This is a genomic window from Sporocytophaga sp., assembly GCF_017745095.1.
In the GTDB taxonomy this organism is placed as follows: Bacteria; Bacteroidota; Bacteroidia; order Cytophagales; family Cytophagaceae; genus Sporocytophaga.
This window is the reverse complement of the sequence record NZ_JAGHZZ010000030.1, coordinates 33,831-51,575: the sequence shown is the minus strand read 5'-3', so window position 1 is coordinate 51,575 and position 17,745 is coordinate 33,831. Positions and strand designations below refer to the sequence as shown.

Sequence of the window (17,745 nt, the reverse complement as noted above, 5' to 3'; positions counted from 1 at the left end):
ATCATGGTCGTTACTCTCCTATTTGGCACGTGTAAACTATGGTTTAAAAGACAAATATTTTTTGACATATGGTTACATATTTTTCCCAATCACGTATAAGGGGAATTATGACGGAGCTTGAGTTAATTGATAAAATTCGTAATGGTGAAAAGAAACTCTTTGGTATAATTATAAAAAAATATAATCAAAGACTTTTCAGAATTACCAGGTCAGTTACGAGGCATGATGCAGACGTAGATGATATTCTTAAAGAAACTTTCCTTAAAGCTTTTTTAAGACTATCTCAATTTAAAGAGGATATGGAGTTTTCTGTCTGGCTTACAAGAATTTTGTTAAGTATCATTTCAGTGAGGCTTAATAAATCAAGTTGGTTTAGTAAGGATTTTTTCAATGCCTTCAAAAAACGCGGTATACCTGATATTGGAGTGTCTAATATAGGGTTTAAAGAAATTCTTGAAAGTGCTGTTGATGGTTTGCCGAGAACACTAAGATCAGTTTATGTGATGGTTGAAGTTGAAAGGGCTAATGTGCAAGAAGTTGCCATATCTTTGGAGATACCTGAAGAAGAAGTCAATGACAGATTAATCAGGGCTAAAGCATTTTTGAATGATAACCTTTGCATTGATAGTCTGAACCTACCTGATTTGTTTATCTTTCCTGCGGATCGAAGTGAAGTTGTTTATTCTGAAGTAATGGAAATGCTTGATATGATCAGGTAAGATAAATTTAGAATTTATCCTTTAATCTTTTTACATCTAATACGAATCCCATCTGGTTCTGCTGAATACAGCAGTCTACCTATCAGTAACTTACTAAGTTAGTTACCTCTCGAAAGTAAAACTCACAACTAAATAACTTTGAAATAAAAAAGCCCCCATTGCGGTTAACAGGGGCTAAGGTTAATTGGTAAATGATTTTTATTGTTTAATAATACTTACATTTTTAACTTCACCTCCATTTTCAATCTGAAGTATATAGAACCCTGCAGCAAGATCATCCATGTTTACCAGATTCTGACCAGAAATGACTGAGAATACTTTTACTTCTTTCACAGAAATTGGATCAATTAATCTCGCCTTGCATTCACTGGTTACATTTGTAATTTCAATAGTAAGCTGATCTTTGAATGGATTTGGGAAAGCACGAATAGTGTTGTCAATTGAAATTTCTGTACTGGTAACGGTTCCGTCTTTAAGTTCAGCATCAACAATTATTCGTGCGTTATTTACTTCAAACAAAGCAGAGTTTTTGTATCCATCATTGGTTATAGCCATTGCCACAAAATATTTACCACTTGCCAAATTATCAAAGTATACTGATGTTCCGTCAAAGAAACCTGCATCAACCAATTCATTTTTCTCATTGAATAATAACACTGGGAATGTAGAAATAGGAGATCCATTTTTGGGATCAATATTCACTTTAACATTATTAGGTCCTATGTTAGATTGTTTCCTTTCAGCAAGCTTTATATCTACACTGTAAGTATTGCCTTTTACCTGAATAGGATTTGCAGTTGTTAGACTTACCTTATTCACATAATAAGTAGGCAAGAAATAGTCATCCAGAATAGTTAATAAAGAATCTTTATAAGGTAGAACATATACGGTATATTCTCCTTTTTCTACTCCTGTGAATTTGTAATAACCGTTTTTAACATGAACACTATTGACCGCAACAGGAAAACTTTCATTCTGTTTTATAAGTAATGCAAGACCGTTTTTATATAAATTTACTCCTCCGTAAACATTACCTTCAACGCTATATCTTTTTACTTCATTACAGTTGTCTGAAATCCTGACAGTATCTGTTGCCTTGCAACCATCCCTATCAACTACCGAAACGTAATAACTACCTGATGGAAGATTACGACGTATGGTATCAGAAGAGCCATTTTCCCATGTAACTTGACAATACAGAGGCTCTACATTAAATGATGTTCCATACTTTATCTGCAATTTAACACTCCCGTCACTTTCATTGCATGTAGCATTTTTAATATTGACGAATGTTACTTTAAGTGGTATTACACTGATTCTAATAGTATCTGATGAAGAAGCTGAACCATTTGATATTGTCCAAACCAAAACAAGCAATTCGGAACTGACATTTGTTATTGTTGTTTTAGGATTATTTTTTTCTGTAATGACAGCATTACCTGTTAGAAGCTTCCACTCACCCATTTCATTTGGACCAGGACTATTTGCGTTCTGTAAGATGGGATTATTACAGGTTACTGTTTGATAATGTTCGCCTGCATTTGCCTGTGTAACAGAAGACGAGCATGTTGAACTTAATGTAATTGTATTGGTAACAGTATTTAGCTGATGAGGAGATATAACAGTTGTATTTATCCGGTAATTACCAGTTTTAGTCATGATTAAACCTGCACTTGCATCAGTTGTATAGTAAGGAGTTATTCCTGAAAACTCCCACTTGAATGTATAAGATGCAATGCTCGGGTTATTAAAATAAATATGTACCGTATCACCACATTTTGGAGCACGATTAGAAATAAACGGATCGCATAGCGTGCCCAAAATATTTACAGTTAAGGTATCAGTAGAAGATTGACTTCCATTTGTGATTGTGTATTTCAAACGTGTTCCGTTCAGGGCATCGGTTAATATTGCCTTAGGAGAATTTTCATTTAATAGATAAGCAATTCCTGTCCCTGGAACAACTTCCCATTTTGCAGTTTCACCTAATTGCGGTACACTTTCAGGAGAAAGAGTATAAGGAAACTGACATGGTAATATATAAATATCACTTCCAGCTTTAGCTTTAGTTAAAGAAGTCTGAGGGCAAGTAGCATTAATTGAAATTCTCTTTGCAAAAGTATTATAGTTGCTTTTTAATAAAACAAGTAAAGTCATTGGTCCTCCGATAGATACTTTAAACTTTGCACTTACGGATGTTTGACTGATAAGAGAAAGGCCATCTGGAGTCGTCCATTGCAAAATGTATTGAAATTGATTGTTCCATGAGAAATCAATGGAAATTGTATCTCCGCACTTGGGATTTGTGTTACTAATAACCGGATTACATTTATCTGTAAGGACGGAATCTGTCGAAATGCTGACATAATCAATACTTGTTAGATCACCTCTGGTAATTGTATATTTTAACCTTGTTCCATTACTTATATCCAGAATTCTAAGGTCTTTACTATCCTCATTCTGAATATATGCAGAGCCTGTTTCAACTTCCCATTTTACCGTTTCGCCCGATGCAGGAGCATTTCCAGACAATGTAAAAGGATACTGACATGGAGTAAGGTTTTGATTAGGGCCGGCTTCTGCTTGTGTTACAGTTGGTGCTGAACAAGTTACGCTTAATGCATAAGAATCAAAAAATGTATTATAGTCATTTGCAGAAAAAGCATTTACATTAATGATAAAGTTTCCCGCTGTAAGAAGTTTCACTTTAAGTGTACCAGTTGTTGCTCCATCAATAATTTCAGCATTTGTTGAAGTGGTAGTCCATCTGTGATTATAGCCTATAGGAAATTTAGAATACAATGTAATAGTGTCTCCGCATTTTACAGAAGGCAAAGGCCACGATCTATCTATAATAGAACAAGGCAGACTGTTTGTTTTGAATAACCACAGAGTATCAATAAACCTGGCAACTTTGTCCGGATTATAAATGGTATATGTAAGAATTGCAGTATCACCTTTTATATCTCTCACCTGCATATTAGCCTGTGTCTCCAGCATGATACTAACAGTTCCTTTGACAACTTTCCATTGGACAGTTTCGCTGTTTCCTGGCAATATATTGGAAACAGAATATGGAAAACGACAGGCGGAGAAGTATGCAGTGTCTTTAAGTGAAGCATCAATAGGTTCACTTAGATAAGGTATAGTTAATTGAGCTATACTTCTGCCGTTAATAAGAATCATTAATAAAAAGAAGATAATGAAACACCGGGAGGTGTGAATTCCATAATCTTTAACTGAATAAAAGTTCGCTTTCATAGTTGTAGCTTTTTAGTTTCTATAGACCAGACAGAAAAAAAATCAGGTGTTACAAAAAATTATAGAGAAAATTTTAATCCGCTTTTGAGCCCTATAAAATTCCTTGGGTAAAGGGCATATTGCTCTTTATTAAATGAGAATAAAAACTTTTGGAAATAAGGTTCTACAAAAAGTTGTATTCTGGGTGAAAGATGGTAGCAGGTCTGTAAATTAGCTTGAAAATTTATAGTTGGTTTATTAATGCTAACTTCTCTGGATGAAACCTTATCTCCTTTTTCATTCAATATATTTCCTCTTGATGTTATTAATATATCGGCTACAGGACCTGCAAATAGTAATAGATCCCAGTTCTTAATTGTCCTTTTGTATGCACCCTGCAAAACAATTTGTGTATAATAAAATTTACCTATTGCAGAATTATTTTGGAATTCTGTTTTAGTATCAATTCTGGTTTTTTCCTGAGGTTCTATAATGTAGAAGTAAGTTATTTGACCATTATCATCAACTGTGTAGTAAGTGTCAAGAGTATCATTTTCCAGATATTTTGTAGTCGTTTGAGTAAATACATTTCTGCTACTTTTCAGAGAAATTGTATATCTGGAAAAGTTCAGTCCAACTCTGATATCAATCATTTTACCAGTACTATAAAAATTGAATCCGATGGATTGTCCTGTATACTTTACTTCTTTGTTATGATTATTGATCTCCGGAGAGGTGAAATGATATGATTTAAGTCTGGAAGCTGTTATAAAAGGATCTACATGTGCATCCAATGCCCACCTGTACTTTTGAGTACTGTCAACAATATAAAATTTCTCATTGACGATAACACGCTTATAAATCACTATAACGGAATCTTTAATCCCATTTTCATAAGTCACCTGATACGTCGTGTCGTAGCGGATATCCTGACACATAACCTGAGTATAACAGAAGAAAATCAACGATAATAAAAACCAATATTTCATAGAGAAAATGTCTTTATTTATTCTTCCCTTTCATCTTCTCCCACTTTCGTTTTCTTATGTTCAGAGAATCTATTGTTTTAATTGTATCTACCTGTATAATGTATTTTATCCTTATGCTGTCTTTCTGACGTTTGGATACAGGCAGAACAGGAATTACATCGGTAATAATAGTATCTTTTGCCTGTATTTCAGGTTCTGCAATATGGACTTGATTATCTACTGCAGTTTCCTTATGATGAACATTCTGTGAGTTATTGCTCACATCAGAAATAGGTTGAGATACCTTTTTCTGAATTATATTGTGTTCTCTATTTGATTCTTCACCATTTTCAGTCACATCTTCTTCATCACAATTCTCTGTAGCTCCAGATGCAGGTATATCGGAAATTTTAGCGGATCGATTGTTGGTAGCTTTTTGATTACCCTTCTGAAATTGTAATGTAAAATAGAATATTGTTCCGCCAACTATGACAGATGTTAAAAAAAATATAAACAGCGGTCTTCTTTTATTCTTATCAAAAAAACCGGTGTCTTCCAACTGACCTAAAAACTGCTCAACGTCTTTTTCATTCACAGTCTCCTTATGATCGCTAAAGACATCACGAAAGAGATCTTCTACAGGTAGTTTTTCGCTATGTGAATTATCGTTACTCATTTGGCTAACCGTTCGATACTTTTTTGATGCAATACTTTTTTAATCATTTCCTTAGCTCTGAAAAGGCGCGTTCGGCTGGTATTTTCTTCTATACCGAGCATTTGTGCTATTTCAGGGTGAGCATAATTTTCAATGACGAATAAATTAAAAATGATTCTGTAGCTTTCAGGAATCTGATAAATACTTTCAATGATTTCTTCTTTGCTAAAATCGGCTCTAAGTATGAGGTCATTGGGATTGCCTCCAACATCTCTCTTATCAATACTGTTTCCAGAAAATACATCATCATCAGCAGCAGAAGTACTGAAATGTCCCTCTTCAATTTCTATATGTTCGTTTTTACGTTTACGTTTATAAAAATCAAGAGAAGCATTGACCATTATCCGCTTCATCCAGCCTTCGAAATTTCCTTTGCCGGAATATTTACCTATTTGAGTAATGATTTTGATAAAGCACTCATGCATTACATCTTTGGCATCCTCCCTGTTGCCACAGTAACGCACACAAATGCTTAGCATCACCGGAGAATATCGGAGGTACAATTCCTTTATCGCCGCTTTATCTTTGTTTTGAATCTTTTTTATTAATTCTACCTCAGACATATCTGATTTCAGATAATAAGACTGGATAATTACGCTGTATTACAGAATAAAGTATTTTTTTTCTATACTAATTAATAAAACAGGCAAAACCAATACTAAAAACATCATTGAAATTAATAAAAACTACTTAATTTTCAAATGATTAAGAATTCACAATTCTAAACTCCTTTAAGGACAGAATTTTAAAATATAATATTTTTTAAAAAGTAATTGCAACACAAAGGGCTTACCCGAATTACTGGATAAGCCCTTTAAATTTTTCGTTAAGAAATTACTTTATTCTTTTTCGAGAACAAGAGTAATTTTATTAAAATCTGCTGCTGCATTAATTACCTTCCTGAATTGCTCAAATACCTCAATTGGATAAGTAAGCTTTTTGTAATATTCTTCCACATCGATTGTTACAATTCTGCCTTCCTGTTTATATGAAGAAGTAAAGCCCATGGAATTTTCGTTTCCGTCTTTGAAAACAATGTTTTTATTAAGGTCTTTTAAATTCGGAATTTTATATCCCTGTGGAATCTCGAACTTTATCTTTCTTACATATTCATTAGGATAATCCAGAGAGATCTCTGTGTTTCTCTTCTTTTCCTGATATAGTTCATTCTGTGGCCCGATGATTTCGCCTATTTTCAGCAGGTACTTACCTCCTGCTTTTTCAATCAGTTCATCGCTTTTTAAAGTACCTGTAATCAGCATTGGCTGAACATACGGAGATATGTTCTTGTCTACATTTTTTACTGTAACATTGCTTACATGTCCGTCTTTAGCCTGACTTTTTAAAAGCTCATCAAATAGCTCTTTACGCTTATCCTCAGGAATCAAATCGTAATAAGGCTGAATAAACATTGCTTTATAACCTTTAAAACTTCTCTCTATTGAAATAGTTGAATTGTCATTTTCCAGATCAACAGCGAGATTGATGATGAGGTTATCATGATTCAACTTATAATCAATTGAAGGTATCAGTTTGATTTCACTGAGTCCTGTAGTAAAATCACCAACTGTAACAGGCTTGATAACCATGGCATAATTACCCAGGAAATATGAAGGTATCATTGGATAACGGAATTCAAACTGAACGGGAGACATATATTTGTCCAGCTTATCAAAGTAGATCAGTTGTTCATCAAGATAATCCCATGATTCAAACTTAGGGTCAAATCGTTCGCTTGTCTTATCATTAGAAAGTGCCAGTCTGTGGCTTACTTCAGCTCTCTCAAAGAGTTTAATAAACAACCTTGTCATTCCGAATTTGGAACCGAATTTATTCTTTAATATGAAGTCAATCTGAGAACTTTCACTACCTCCGTTTTGATTTACAATAAAGTTACTCTTAATGTGATTTTCAATCAGCCTGATTTTATCTTCTTCTGAAGCAGATTTGTCCAGCTTGATTTTCTTTAAAAGTCCGTCTACCTGTTTATCAATTTTAGAATCTGTAACATGAGTATTGGCATAAATGCTTTTAGCCGCTTCAGCGAATGTCACAATTTTTGTTTTACCAGTACTTGTATTATTGGCAATCTTATATTCGAGACGCATTACATTAGCCCAATAGTCACTGTATTCTTCCTTAGGTAAAGCATTGGTTTTATTTACTTTAAGAGATATGTGTCTTTTCTTTTCAATAACAGTATCTTTAACCTGTGCATTGCCATTGTACACTTTAGTATCATAGGTTAAAAACTCTGGTACAATAAGTTCAAAAGAGTAATTGTAGCTTGGGTTTTGAAATTGTATATATCTTCTTCCTGAATTAGCAGGATATTTTTTAAGTTTATAAATGTATTCTATTTCACTTCCTACTTCCACTCCTTCCACTGCGAAAACTTTGAAGGCTCCTTTGTTCTCCAGGTTTTCGACTTCTTTCATGTGGCTTTTATCCGTAAGAATAATTTTCCCGTCTTTACTGATTGACCTAACTTTGATGTCTACAATATCCATCACATTAGCCAATGATATAGAAAGTTTATTGTATTGTTCAATTCCTGACTCATTGTTAACAGCTACAATAAGGTGATGAACGGAATAAATGTAAGGTTCATTTTTCTCATTATAAGAGATCTCTTCAGAAGCATGGTTTTTAAAAATAACACAAGACTCTTTCTGATCATCAGCATTTACCTTAAACCTTGCCCTCTTTTCCTCCCAATCATAACTGTCAGTTTCTGGCTTTTGTGCAAACAGTGTTAATGCGTTACAAAAAATAGCTAAAAAGATAACTTTTTTAAAAAGCTTATTCATAATCGATGTTTAGTTTTCTACGATGGAGATGTTTTCTTTATAGGCCTTATTCAATTCTTTGATCATCTTATTCCACGTAGGGAATTGATTCATTTTAAGAATAAGAAAGTCTATGTATATTTTCTTTGTATACACTAACTTATCTTTTTTTAATTCATATTGAATATCAAAACCAAAGTCCTTCTCATTAACTTTTTTGTTTTCAGGAATGTATTTTACTTTATACCCTTTCGGAATATTAAATGTAGTAACTTCCGTCATTTCATATTTATAATCTTCTTCAAAATCGGTCTTTCTATTTGCAGATTCAAAATTGAGAGAGGATAAATCTTTGTTCAGATTTAAATTAATAAACACTTCTTTGCCCGATGTTAAAGAGTAATCTTCTACGCGAAAATCGAACTTTACGACAGTTGGCTTTTCTCTTTCAGATGCGTTTTTAACAATAGGATTAGTTACCTTGCATTTGTTGTTTCCTTTAGATAAAAAGCTATTGAAATAATCTACCTTATCCTCCTGATCGAGGTTGCCATATACATGTGCAAATGTAATTTTAGGATATCCTTCAATATATCTTTTACCTTTTCCTTTCAAGCTGTTTTTTTCAAAATCAACATGAACAGTATCTATAATTTTGTTCTTGCTTCTATCGATTAAAGGTACTTTAAGCACCATACAACTATCTTTTCCCATTACAATCAACCCTTCTTTATCCTGAATCATTGAAGTTGGCTGTCCATGCAACTGATATTTACCAGTGGCATCCAGAAAATAGTATTTTCCATCAAGTTTCACTGTAGCAATCATATGATTGAAGTTGCAACTTGAAGGAACTTCAGAAACAGCATAAGGGATATCTCTTGAACCAATGAGTGTCAAATATGCTGGAATGCCTGCAAGTTTATGCATATATGAAGTTATGTTTGCCATATCTTTGCAGTCTCCGTATCTCTTTCTATATACCTTTTCAGCATCTCTCGGTATAAAACCTCCATAGCCATCTTCAAAGGCAATGTATCTGATGTTGTCCTGCACCCAGTAAAAAATTCTTTTAGATTTCTCCAGGTCTGTTTTGGCACCGACAAGCAAAGAATCGACAAGCCCTTTGATCTCTTTTTCCGAATCCTTATTAATACCCTTTACAAGATTATAAGTCCATTGATAAAGGTCTTTATAATTTGAAGAATAATTAATGGTGCCGCTTTTAAGGTTAAGTGATTTGATATAAACAATAATTTGAGGTGCATAATACCTTATATTGGGAGCATTTGCATCATGTTCAAGCCTGGGAACGTTTTTCATTTTCCAGGTAGTAATTATTTTACTACCTTTTTTAATCTCGCTTTTTTCAAGTGCACTTTCATCCACTCCTATTATTTTATAGCCAATCTCAATCTTGTTATTATAAGTAATTGATAATTCAGAGCTTAAAGACAATGCTTCTGCACTGAAAAAGAATGGACCGAAAAGTCTTGGCTCAAGATAGGCCTCTTTGTAGAAAAGAGATGATTTTGCTCCCTTTTGAAGAGATGGGTAAATAAATTTTTTAACCTTTGAATCATTAAAAAAAATACCTCTTTCCTGAACATCCTCATCTATAAAATCAGTTACTTTTATAGTCTTCAAGCCTCCATCGCCTTTAGGAATCATACACTTAGCTTCCACATCACTAACTTTGAGCATGCCGGAATAGTATATTTCCTTCTCTGAAAGAATATTTGCGTTGTCTTTCAGATAGATCATTTCAGAAAAGTTTTCTGTATTGATGGTCAGGGAATCAGCCTGAATATCAAGAAAGATCGATTTCTTTTTATTCAGGTAAATTGCCAATTCGTCAGGATATTGTTTGGATAACGAATTTGCATCCTGTGCAAATATTTTTGCCGGAATACTAATCAAAGCTAGATAAACAAGGAAAGTCCTTCTTACCGATTTCTTCATTTTACTTTTAATAAGTCCAACCATCCACGTATTTTTTTTCTTTCACAAGTTTTCCATTGACATCATAGAATCTGGAAACTCCGTGAAGAACGCCCAGTATATAATTTTCAGAAGACCTCATATTTCCGTTAGGATAATAAGTAGTCTTAAGCCCATTTAGCTCATCTGCAAAAAATTCTGCCTTTTCTTTCACTTTGCCGTCTGCATAATATTCTATTCTTGGCCCTTGAGTTTCGCTGCTTTGATAAGATTTTTCATACCATTTTTTTCCAGAAGAATAATATGCAATGCATTTACCCTCTCTCATACTCTTATCCAGTGTGAACTCCATGGCTTTGTTTCCATTGCTGTAATATCCTGTAATCTGAGCTGTTTCGTTTGCAACTGGCATTAGAGTACCACTAGCACCGTTTTTCATATTATTGTAGGAAACCAGCACATCATTCTTAAAATTTCTTAACAAGATAACGTCTTTTCCATCAGGCGAATAATAAACGTTTTGCCCATCAAGGTTATTATCTTTGTATGTAAATTCACTGTTTTTCGTACCATCTTCATTATACCATACCCACAAACTATCTTTGGATCCGTCAACATATTTGCCAATTGAACTTAAGGTCTTCCCATCGGAATAATAATACTTCCAGATTCCAGATTTCTTACCCAGATAAAAATTACCTTTAAATTCAAGTTTTCCATCCTCTGCAAAACCTTCGGACGGGCCATGTTTTAATCCGTCTATGTAGTTGTATTTCTCTTTAAGTTTTCCATTTGGATAAAACTTTTGATAATCTCCCTGGAATGATCCACCTTTCAATTTAGCCTTTACGTAAGGTTTACTGTTTAGATGTTTCTGCATAAAATCTCCTGTACCATATTTTAATGCGCAGGTGGAGTAGGCTTTTCCAGTAGTATCAAACAATGTTTCTTCAGCGAATACGCCATCTTTCAGCACTGTTGTAAGTCGCTTATGTCCACTTGTCGAATAATCTTCGTAAACCCCATATTCTTCTCCTTTAAGGTAATAATAAACATCGCTCACTTTGCCATTAGGATAATAACGGTACCAGTAGCCTTCTTTACGGTCATTGACATAATAGCCTTCAAAAGACGTTTTACCATTTGTATAAAATCCTTGGTAAAAGCCGTCAAGTGCCCCATCTTTATAATTAAACTCTGAATCTTTCTTGCCATTTAAATAAAATGTTTTTCCAGGTCCATTCTTAACTCCTGCTTTGTAATTCTCCTCTGAAGTGGCAACACCCGTTAATTCATAATATTTCCATACACCATCTCTTTCTCCGTCTTTGTATGTTCCTTCAGACATTATATTTACTCCATCTGGATATAATGACTTTAACTTTAGAACCCCACCTTTTTCTTTATTTTCAGAAATAAGCTTACCCGTCTTATCAAAATATCTAACTCCTTTTAACTTACCATCTTTATAGTCAAGAATATAATGAAGTTTACCATCGGTATCATATACTTTGTGTTCACCATTCTGATTCCCTTTTTCATTATAAGTACTTTCTTCTAGAAGGATACCTGTTTCAGAATATTTTTTCCATGAACCGATCATTTTACCACCTTTAAAATTGGAAACTTCAGCTTGTTTCCCATTGTCATAATAATGATTCCATACTCCTTCCTCCTTATCATCTTTCAAAAGACCCTCTGAAGCAATCTTGCCATTGTTGTGGTAAGTTTTGTAAGCACCTTCATATTTTCCATTTTTAAACTCCCCTTCTTTCACAACGGCTCCCAAATTATTGAAATCCTTACTCTTTCCCTCTTTCAGGCCATTAATGAAATTAACATCACTTTTGATATTTCCACTATTGAAATATGTTTTGGATGAGCCATTTAGTTTATCATCTTTAAAGTAGTTAACAGTTTCAAGTACTTCAGCATTGTTATGGTATTTCAAATCTCCCGCAATACTTCCATTAGACATATTACAGATGTACTTAATTGCCCCGTTTGGATAGTAAAATTTGTAGGGTCCCTCTGATTTACCTGCATTATAACTCTCGATTTCTTTTAGGCTACCATTGTCATAGTAATATTTCCACTCGCCTGTTTTATTGCCATTGCTATCAAAATTGCCTTCAGCATTGATGACAGTATTCGGATAATAAAAAATCCAATGACCTGTTCTGGTAGTATTTTGGGCATCTTTATAATTACCTAGAGAGTGAATAAATCTCGTGTCATAATACCAGGCACTTAGCTTCTGGTCTTTCCCATCTACTTTAATAGTTTTCTTTACAATATCTTTTGACAAATAATTTGATGCCCAAGAAAAAAACTCCTGTTTCTTTGCCTGATTTTTCTTCAGCCAGCTTTGGACTTCAGGAATATTTAATCCAGATAACATTGTATAAACGAAGGGCTCCAGATAATTTTTCTTATTCAGTTCCACAAAAAATGGAACATACTGTTGCATCCAAATGGAGGTGTCAGATGCTTTGTATTCTAGTTTTTCTAGGAAAAGCTGAGTTTGTGAAACGAATGGGTAATTGAGTTTAACTTTGTGCTTGTATTTACTGTTCAATGCGACTTTAGATTCTATGATGGTTTCCAGGTCTGCAAAACTATAATTGGATTTATCTTTATTTTCTGGAAGGTTGATTTCACCTTTTACAAGTTTCTCAATTTTTGTAATGACATCAAAAGCATTTGATCCTCCCGGCTTGAGTACAAGATACATATAGCTGGCAAGCATATAAGGAGCAAGTTTACCTTCGTCAGAAGCAATAGTTGATAATCTGTAATGACTTAAAGGGTGGTAAGGATTGTAATTCACGATAATATCTTTGTACATCGCCATGGACTTGGACAGGCTCTTTTTCTCATATGCCAAAGCGCAATTGTATCGGGTTAGAAAATCCCATGGATATTTTTTTAAGGCATCCTCATCTAACTTTATGGCTTCATCAGTTTTGCCCATTTTATCCAAGGCAACTCCTTTGTTTCTAAAGAAATGATTCTCACTTTTTGAATTGTACGACAAACCTTCATCTGCAATCTTGATCCCTTGTACAAATTGAGAATCAGCTATGTATGTCAGGGAAAGCTCAGCAAGAGCCCAAACATAATTGGTGTCATTTCTGTCGACCTCTTTAAATTTCTCGATAGCCTCTTTAAACTTACCTTCATCATGCAAGGAAACTCCCTCGTTGATGATTTCAGCAGAATTGATGATGAATTTTTTCTCTTGTGCTACAGTAGTAAGGCTTTGCCAAAATATACAGCAAAGCAGGATTAAAAAATTTTTATTAAACATAGATGCCCCTTTATTATTAATATTTGATAAAAAATTAAACGCAAATTTAATTTATAATTTTTAGTTTGGACTGAAAATAAGGAAGAATCTTATATAAAAAAACAAATAGTATCGATATAATTAAATAAATATACCACACTTATTATCAATACATTAACTACAGTTTAAATTATATTTTATAAATAAACCAAATATCAATACCAGTCAGTATTTACTCTAACACATGCATCACAAACCATGATTTGAATTTACTGAATACCTTTTCCTTGCCATTTGGATTAATTCCAGCAACTCCTCTGCCTTTTCTTTTGGTAAATTTAGATTTATCTCCCTTTTATTAATTTGACCATCTTCTTTTATGTATCTAATGATCAATTTATTTTCAGCTACATATTCATCATTAGCCATCTCCCAGAAGACCCAGCTTGACCATTTGAAATGCTCAAGCTTTACATCAACCATTTTATTATATTGGAAAACTATAACCTTGTGATCAGGAATTACTGCATAATCCAATTCAAGCTGAACACAATTTTCTTTTACCTCTATTGTCCGGCTTTCAAGTTTAAATTTCATTTTTGCAATATTGAGAAAAGAAAAGCAAATCAACTGATTACTTTTCACAACCTTCACAATACATATTTTTCAGGTACTGATCTTTTAAAAGCTGAAAAGTAATCCCCCCATTGGCAGCTGAATTAAAGATCTTACAAAACCTTTCTTTATTGATATTGATCGCGTTTAGCATAATCGTGCGGTATTCCTGCGAAGCTGTTTTTTTACTATCGACAATTGTAAGATTTAGATAATAAAATAAGACATCTTCATTAACATCTACTTTCTTCACATATTTCAAAAGAACCTTTTCTGCCCAGTCTAGCTTACTATAACTGGAAAAATACCTTGCAAGATTCAATGCGTCATTTTCATTGGCGACCAGTGTAGAATATTGAGCTTGAATATATTTTACAGACTTGTCCTTTTCAGCATAGTTCTTCAGAGAGATCTGATATTCACTGCGGATAATATGATAATTAATGAGCATTCTTTTAATAAGAGTTTGCTCAATCCCCATTTTCTGCAAAGCCATTATTTCACTTCGTAATTCTTCAGGATCTATACCTCCCTGGCTATAAACCCAGGATCTGATTTTAAGTGCAGTTAGGTTATATCTGATATTTTTGTTACCAGGCATAAGTAATTGAAGCTTTTCAAAAAGCCTGATACTTGTATAAAGATCTGTCTCATTTTCCTGATAATTAAAAATTGCATATTCAAACAACAGAGATCCGTAAGTATATGTCTCAGGTATTTTTATAGATTGCATATAATCCTGTGGCAGGGATTTATTCCTTATTTTGGAAAAGATAACTTCCTGAATTGCTTTTGCTTCCTCAATATTCTTATCAATAATGGCTTTTTCAAAGGAAGCTTTTAACTTTTCAGGATCATCGCCCATTTTAATTTTTTTCTCAAGATTTATCATTAAAATCGCTTTGCGATGGTCTTTCAATATGGGCTCCAATTGATCTGTCAGCTGTTTGTCCTCAAGTTTTTGTTTTATTTCTTCTTTACTTAATGATTTCAAATACGAAAACCTAGAGTCTGAAATATCTTCCAGGAATTCCACCCAGTTTTCAGAAGCTTGTACATCTTTATTGATCTTTTCAGTCTGGTAACCTTGCAAAATCCGGATTATACTTTCCGCTCTCTTTTCCTGCAATTCTATATTTATTTTCTCAGGACCTTCTACTGATGAATATGCTCTGATTTGAATATCCTTAATTTCGTAATCATTAAGTTTTAAAGAATCTGTAAGTGCTTTGATATCAGAAGGTGCATATTCATATTTATTCTTTTCAAAAGGTACTTCAAACTTCATACTTTTGCTAAATACCTGATATTTTTCAGATGTCAATTCCTTTTCACCTGCTGTCGCTTTGGAAGGAATAGTGTCCATGAAGAGCCCCATCTCAAGAAGTCCCCATCTATCCCAGGGAACACTGAAGAAGGTATTGATGTGACATACATATTTGTTACTGATAAGCAGCAGATTAAACTCTAATTCTTTACCTGCCAGTTCGTCCGGAATGGTGCCAACTTTTACAAAAACAAACCCTTTCTCATCTATCAATGTAGTTTTCTTAAAGTCTTTCCAGTATACCGGTTCCATCAAGTAACCATCGTAAGCCCAATGCTTATTGGCCCTGTTGCCTTTAATTTTGCATGAATAAAGGTCTCTGCTGACGATATCAACTGCAATACCATCATATGATTTATTAAAAAGCAATTCAAGCCACCTTGAATCTGTGAGGATAAAATAGATATCATTGTCCTGCACTGTAAACCCGAACTCTACATCTGCCGGTTTCTGCATAAGCACTTGCAAACAGGATGTACATGCTTTTCCCTGATCTTGTACAGGATTCTTCAAACCATAAACATCCTCCGGAACTTTCAGCGATTGTGCCTGACTTACAAGAGAATAAAGAAAAATAAAAAGTGTAGATAAATATTTCATGATATAGTTTTATACTAACGAAATTGAAGCTTAGAGAGATACAATAAAATTTCTATTAATAATAAAATATATAACTGACTGTATGAAATGATTATTTATTTCGCATTTTAAAAAATATGTAAACCATGACACAATAAATGTAAAATATAATTTTACTTTATTGAAAATCACTAAAAAATTTCAAAATCATAAATCTGAATACCAATCTTCTTTGCTAAATCTCAAGAAAATCTTTCAATTACCTTTCGTCTTTTCGTAAGCAGAATTTCAATTGTTTAACATAAAAATAATAAATAATCATACCCAATAAAATATTAATTCAAAAAACAAAATAGCCAATCCTTTATAGAATTGGCTACTCAACTTTAAAGTATAATATCCCCTTAATCCTCCAACAATCCCATGCGATACTGAAATGTAAGAGCAATCTGTTCGCCTTTTACTTTTGCCATGTCAGCAACAGGACCTGAAAACCGTTCATCTATATTGGACTTAAACAGTCGAACCCAGGTATCAAAATGCTTGGATTCAATTGGCAACTGAGTGTGAACGGGAAATGGTCGTCCTTTATATTCATGTATTCCTAATAAAAGATAATTCCAGAATTGATACATTTTAGGAAGGTGTTTCTCCCAGTTTACCTTTGAAAAGTCATTGAAAACATATGACAACAACTCATCTTTGTTCACCTTTTCGTAAAAGGAATCTACCATAAGTTTTACATCTTCTTCAGATGTAATATCCTTTAATCGGTCCGTTACCATATCACATATAATTTAAGTCATTATTCAGTTTAAGTTTTATTACTCCGATAAAATTGAGGAGCTTTATAACTGGATAAGTTGGATCAAACTCATGCCATTTAACACCGAAGTTTGCTCTACCACCCAACTTATGGTGGTTATTATGATAGCTCTCTCCCATCATAAGGAAATCAAATGGAAGCAAGTTTTTAGCAGTGTCTGAAACCTTGAAATTCACATATCCGAATTTATGTGCGAACCAATTAATGATTGCACCGTGTACTGGCCCCATTAAATAGTGGATTGGCAGCAGCAAATACATCCACCAGGCAGTTGCAAATTCCATATAAACCAAAGTATATAATACCCCCCATCCAATTCTCACAGCCCATGTATCTCCAAGCTTTTCTATAAATCCCCAGTATGGTACCCCTTTTGTAAACTTTTCTTCAATATTCGCTCTGTGGTTTAATACATCATTATAAATATTTTTTGTCTTCCACATCATATCAAAAAGATTTTTGGAATAGGAAGGAGAATGTGGATCTTTATCCGTATCAGCATATGCATGATGTAATCTGTGCATAACCCCGTATGCATAAGGACTTAAATAAGATGATCCCTGGAATATAAAGGTCATGACGTAAAATACTTTCTCCCACGTCTTACTCATAGTAAACATCTGGTGAGCAGCATATCTGTGTAGAAAGAAAGTCTGGGCAAACAAAGAAAGATACCAATGCGCCAGAAAGAAATACAATATAATCATATAATTAAGTTTAATAATTCAATTTATAAT

At 33.6% G+C, this 17,745-nt stretch carries 12 protein-coding genes; 1 reads left to right on the top strand and 11 read right to left on the bottom strand.

From position 1 onward, the window contains the following. Positions 1-107: 107 nt before the first annotated feature. The gene (locus tag J7604_RS24595; RefSeq protein WP_293902384.1) at positions 108-719 is read left to right on the top strand and encodes a sigma-70 family RNA polymerase sigma factor; all 612 of its coding nucleotides are present in this window, start codon (positions 108-110) and stop codon (positions 717-719) included. A 198-nt stretch (positions 720-917) separates the two neighbouring features. Here J7604_RS24595 and J7604_RS24590 read toward each other — a convergent pair whose 3' ends face one another. From J7604_RS24590 to J7604_RS24540, 11 genes are all read right to left on the bottom strand, one after another. Further along, positions 918-3,980, bottom strand: a complete 3,063-nt coding sequence (locus J7604_RS24590; RefSeq protein ID WP_293902381.1) for a T9SS type A sorting domain-containing protein — start codon at positions 3,978-3,980, stop codon at positions 918-920. Between the two features lie 59 nt (positions 3,981-4,039). Continuing rightward, positions 4,040-4,948 carry a hypothetical protein gene (locus J7604_RS24585; RefSeq protein ID WP_293902378.1) on the bottom strand — a complete coding sequence of 303 codons (909 nt, stop codon included), beginning with the start codon at positions 4,946-4,948 and terminating at the stop codon, positions 4,040-4,042. Between the two features lie 13 nt (positions 4,949-4,961). Then, positions 4,962-5,603, bottom strand: a complete 642-nt coding sequence (locus tag J7604_RS24580) for a hypothetical protein (RefSeq protein ID WP_293902375.1) — start codon at positions 5,601-5,603, stop codon at positions 4,962-4,964. Continuing rightward, positions 5,600-6,205: an RNA polymerase sigma factor gene (locus tag J7604_RS24575; protein WP_293902372.1), complete on the bottom strand. Its 606-nt coding sequence runs from the start codon at positions 6,203-6,205 to the stop codon at positions 5,600-5,602. The genes J7604_RS24580 and J7604_RS24575 overlap by 4 nt, the downstream gene beginning before the upstream one ends. Positions 6,206-6,481: 276 nt before the next feature. Next, positions 6,482-8,452 (bottom strand): DUF3857 domain-containing protein, encoded by a 1,971-nt coding sequence (locus J7604_RS24570; protein WP_293902369.1) that lies wholly within the window; start codon positions 8,450-8,452, stop codon positions 6,482-6,484. Positions 8,453-8,461: 9 nt separating this feature from the next. After that, positions 8,462-10,393 carry a transglutaminase family protein gene (locus J7604_RS24565; protein ID WP_293902366.1) on the bottom strand — a complete coding sequence of 644 codons (1,932 nt, stop codon included), beginning with the start codon at positions 10,391-10,393 and terminating at the stop codon, positions 8,462-8,464. Between the two features lie 7 nt (positions 10,394-10,400). Further along, on the bottom strand, positions 10,401-13,682 hold the full coding sequence (locus tag J7604_RS24560) for a hypothetical protein (RefSeq protein ID WP_293902363.1): 3,282 nt from the start codon (positions 13,680-13,682) through the stop codon (positions 10,401-10,403). Positions 13,683-13,910: 228 nt separating this feature from the next. Further along, positions 13,911-14,258: a hypothetical protein gene (locus J7604_RS24555; RefSeq protein ID WP_293902360.1), complete on the bottom strand. Its 348-nt coding sequence runs from the start codon at positions 14,256-14,258 to the stop codon at positions 13,911-13,913. Between the two features lie 37 nt (positions 14,259-14,295). Beyond that, positions 14,296-16,203: a hypothetical protein gene (locus tag J7604_RS24550; protein ID WP_293902357.1), complete on the bottom strand. Its 1,908-nt coding sequence runs from the start codon at positions 16,201-16,203 to the stop codon at positions 14,296-14,298. A gap of 383 nt (positions 16,204-16,586) precedes the next feature. Then, entirely contained in the window at positions 16,587-16,967 is a 381-nt protein-coding gene (locus J7604_RS24545) for a group III truncated hemoglobin (RefSeq protein WP_293902354.1), read from the bottom strand. A gap of 1 nt (position 16,968) precedes the next feature. Further along, entirely contained in the window at positions 16,969-17,715 is a 747-nt protein-coding gene (locus tag J7604_RS24540; protein ID WP_293902351.1) for an acyl-CoA desaturase, read from the bottom strand. Positions 17,716-17,745 lie beyond the last annotated feature (30 nt).

Bases quoted from the DNA above. Each gene is read 5' to 3' on its own strand.
- J7604_RS24595 (WP_293902384.1), top strand. From the start codon at position 108: ATGACGGAGCTTGAGTTAATTGATAAAATTCGTAATGGTGAAAAGAAA.
- J7604_RS24590 (WP_293902381.1), bottom strand. From the start codon at position 3,980: ATGAAAGCGAACTTTTATTCAGTTAAAGATTATGGAATTCACACCTCC.
- J7604_RS24585 (WP_293902378.1), bottom strand. From the start codon at position 4,948: ATGAAATATTGGTTTTTATTATCGTTGATTTTCTTCTGTTATACTCAG.
- J7604_RS24580 (WP_293902375.1), bottom strand. From the start codon at position 5,603: ATGAGTAACGATAATTCACATAGCGAAAAACTACCTGTAGAAGATCTC.
- J7604_RS24575 (WP_293902372.1), bottom strand. From the start codon at position 6,205: ATGTCTGAGGTAGAATTAATAAAAAAGATTCAAAACAAAGATAAAGCG.
- J7604_RS24570 (WP_293902369.1), bottom strand. From the start codon at position 8,452: ATGAATAAGCTTTTTAAAAAAGTTATCTTTTTAGCTATTTTTTGTAAC.
- J7604_RS24565 (WP_293902366.1), bottom strand. From the start codon at position 10,393: ATGAAGAAATCGGTAAGAAGGACTTTCCTTGTTTATCTAGCTTTGATT.
- J7604_RS24560 (WP_293902363.1), bottom strand. From the start codon at position 13,682: ATGTTTAATAAAAATTTTTTAATCCTGCTTTGCTGTATATTTTGGCAA.
- J7604_RS24555 (WP_293902360.1), bottom strand. From the start codon at position 14,258: ATGAAATTTAAACTTGAAAGCCGGACAATAGAGGTAAAAGAAAATTGT.
- J7604_RS24550 (WP_293902357.1), bottom strand. From the start codon at position 16,203: ATGAAATATTTATCTACACTTTTTATTTTTCTTTATTCTCTTGTAAGT.
- J7604_RS24545 (WP_293902354.1), bottom strand. From the start codon at position 16,967: ATGGTAACGGACCGATTAAAGGATATTACATCTGAAGAAGATGTAAAA.
- J7604_RS24540 (WP_293902351.1), bottom strand. From the start codon at position 17,715: ATGATTATATTGTATTTCTTTCTGGCGCATTGGTATCTTTCTTTGTTT.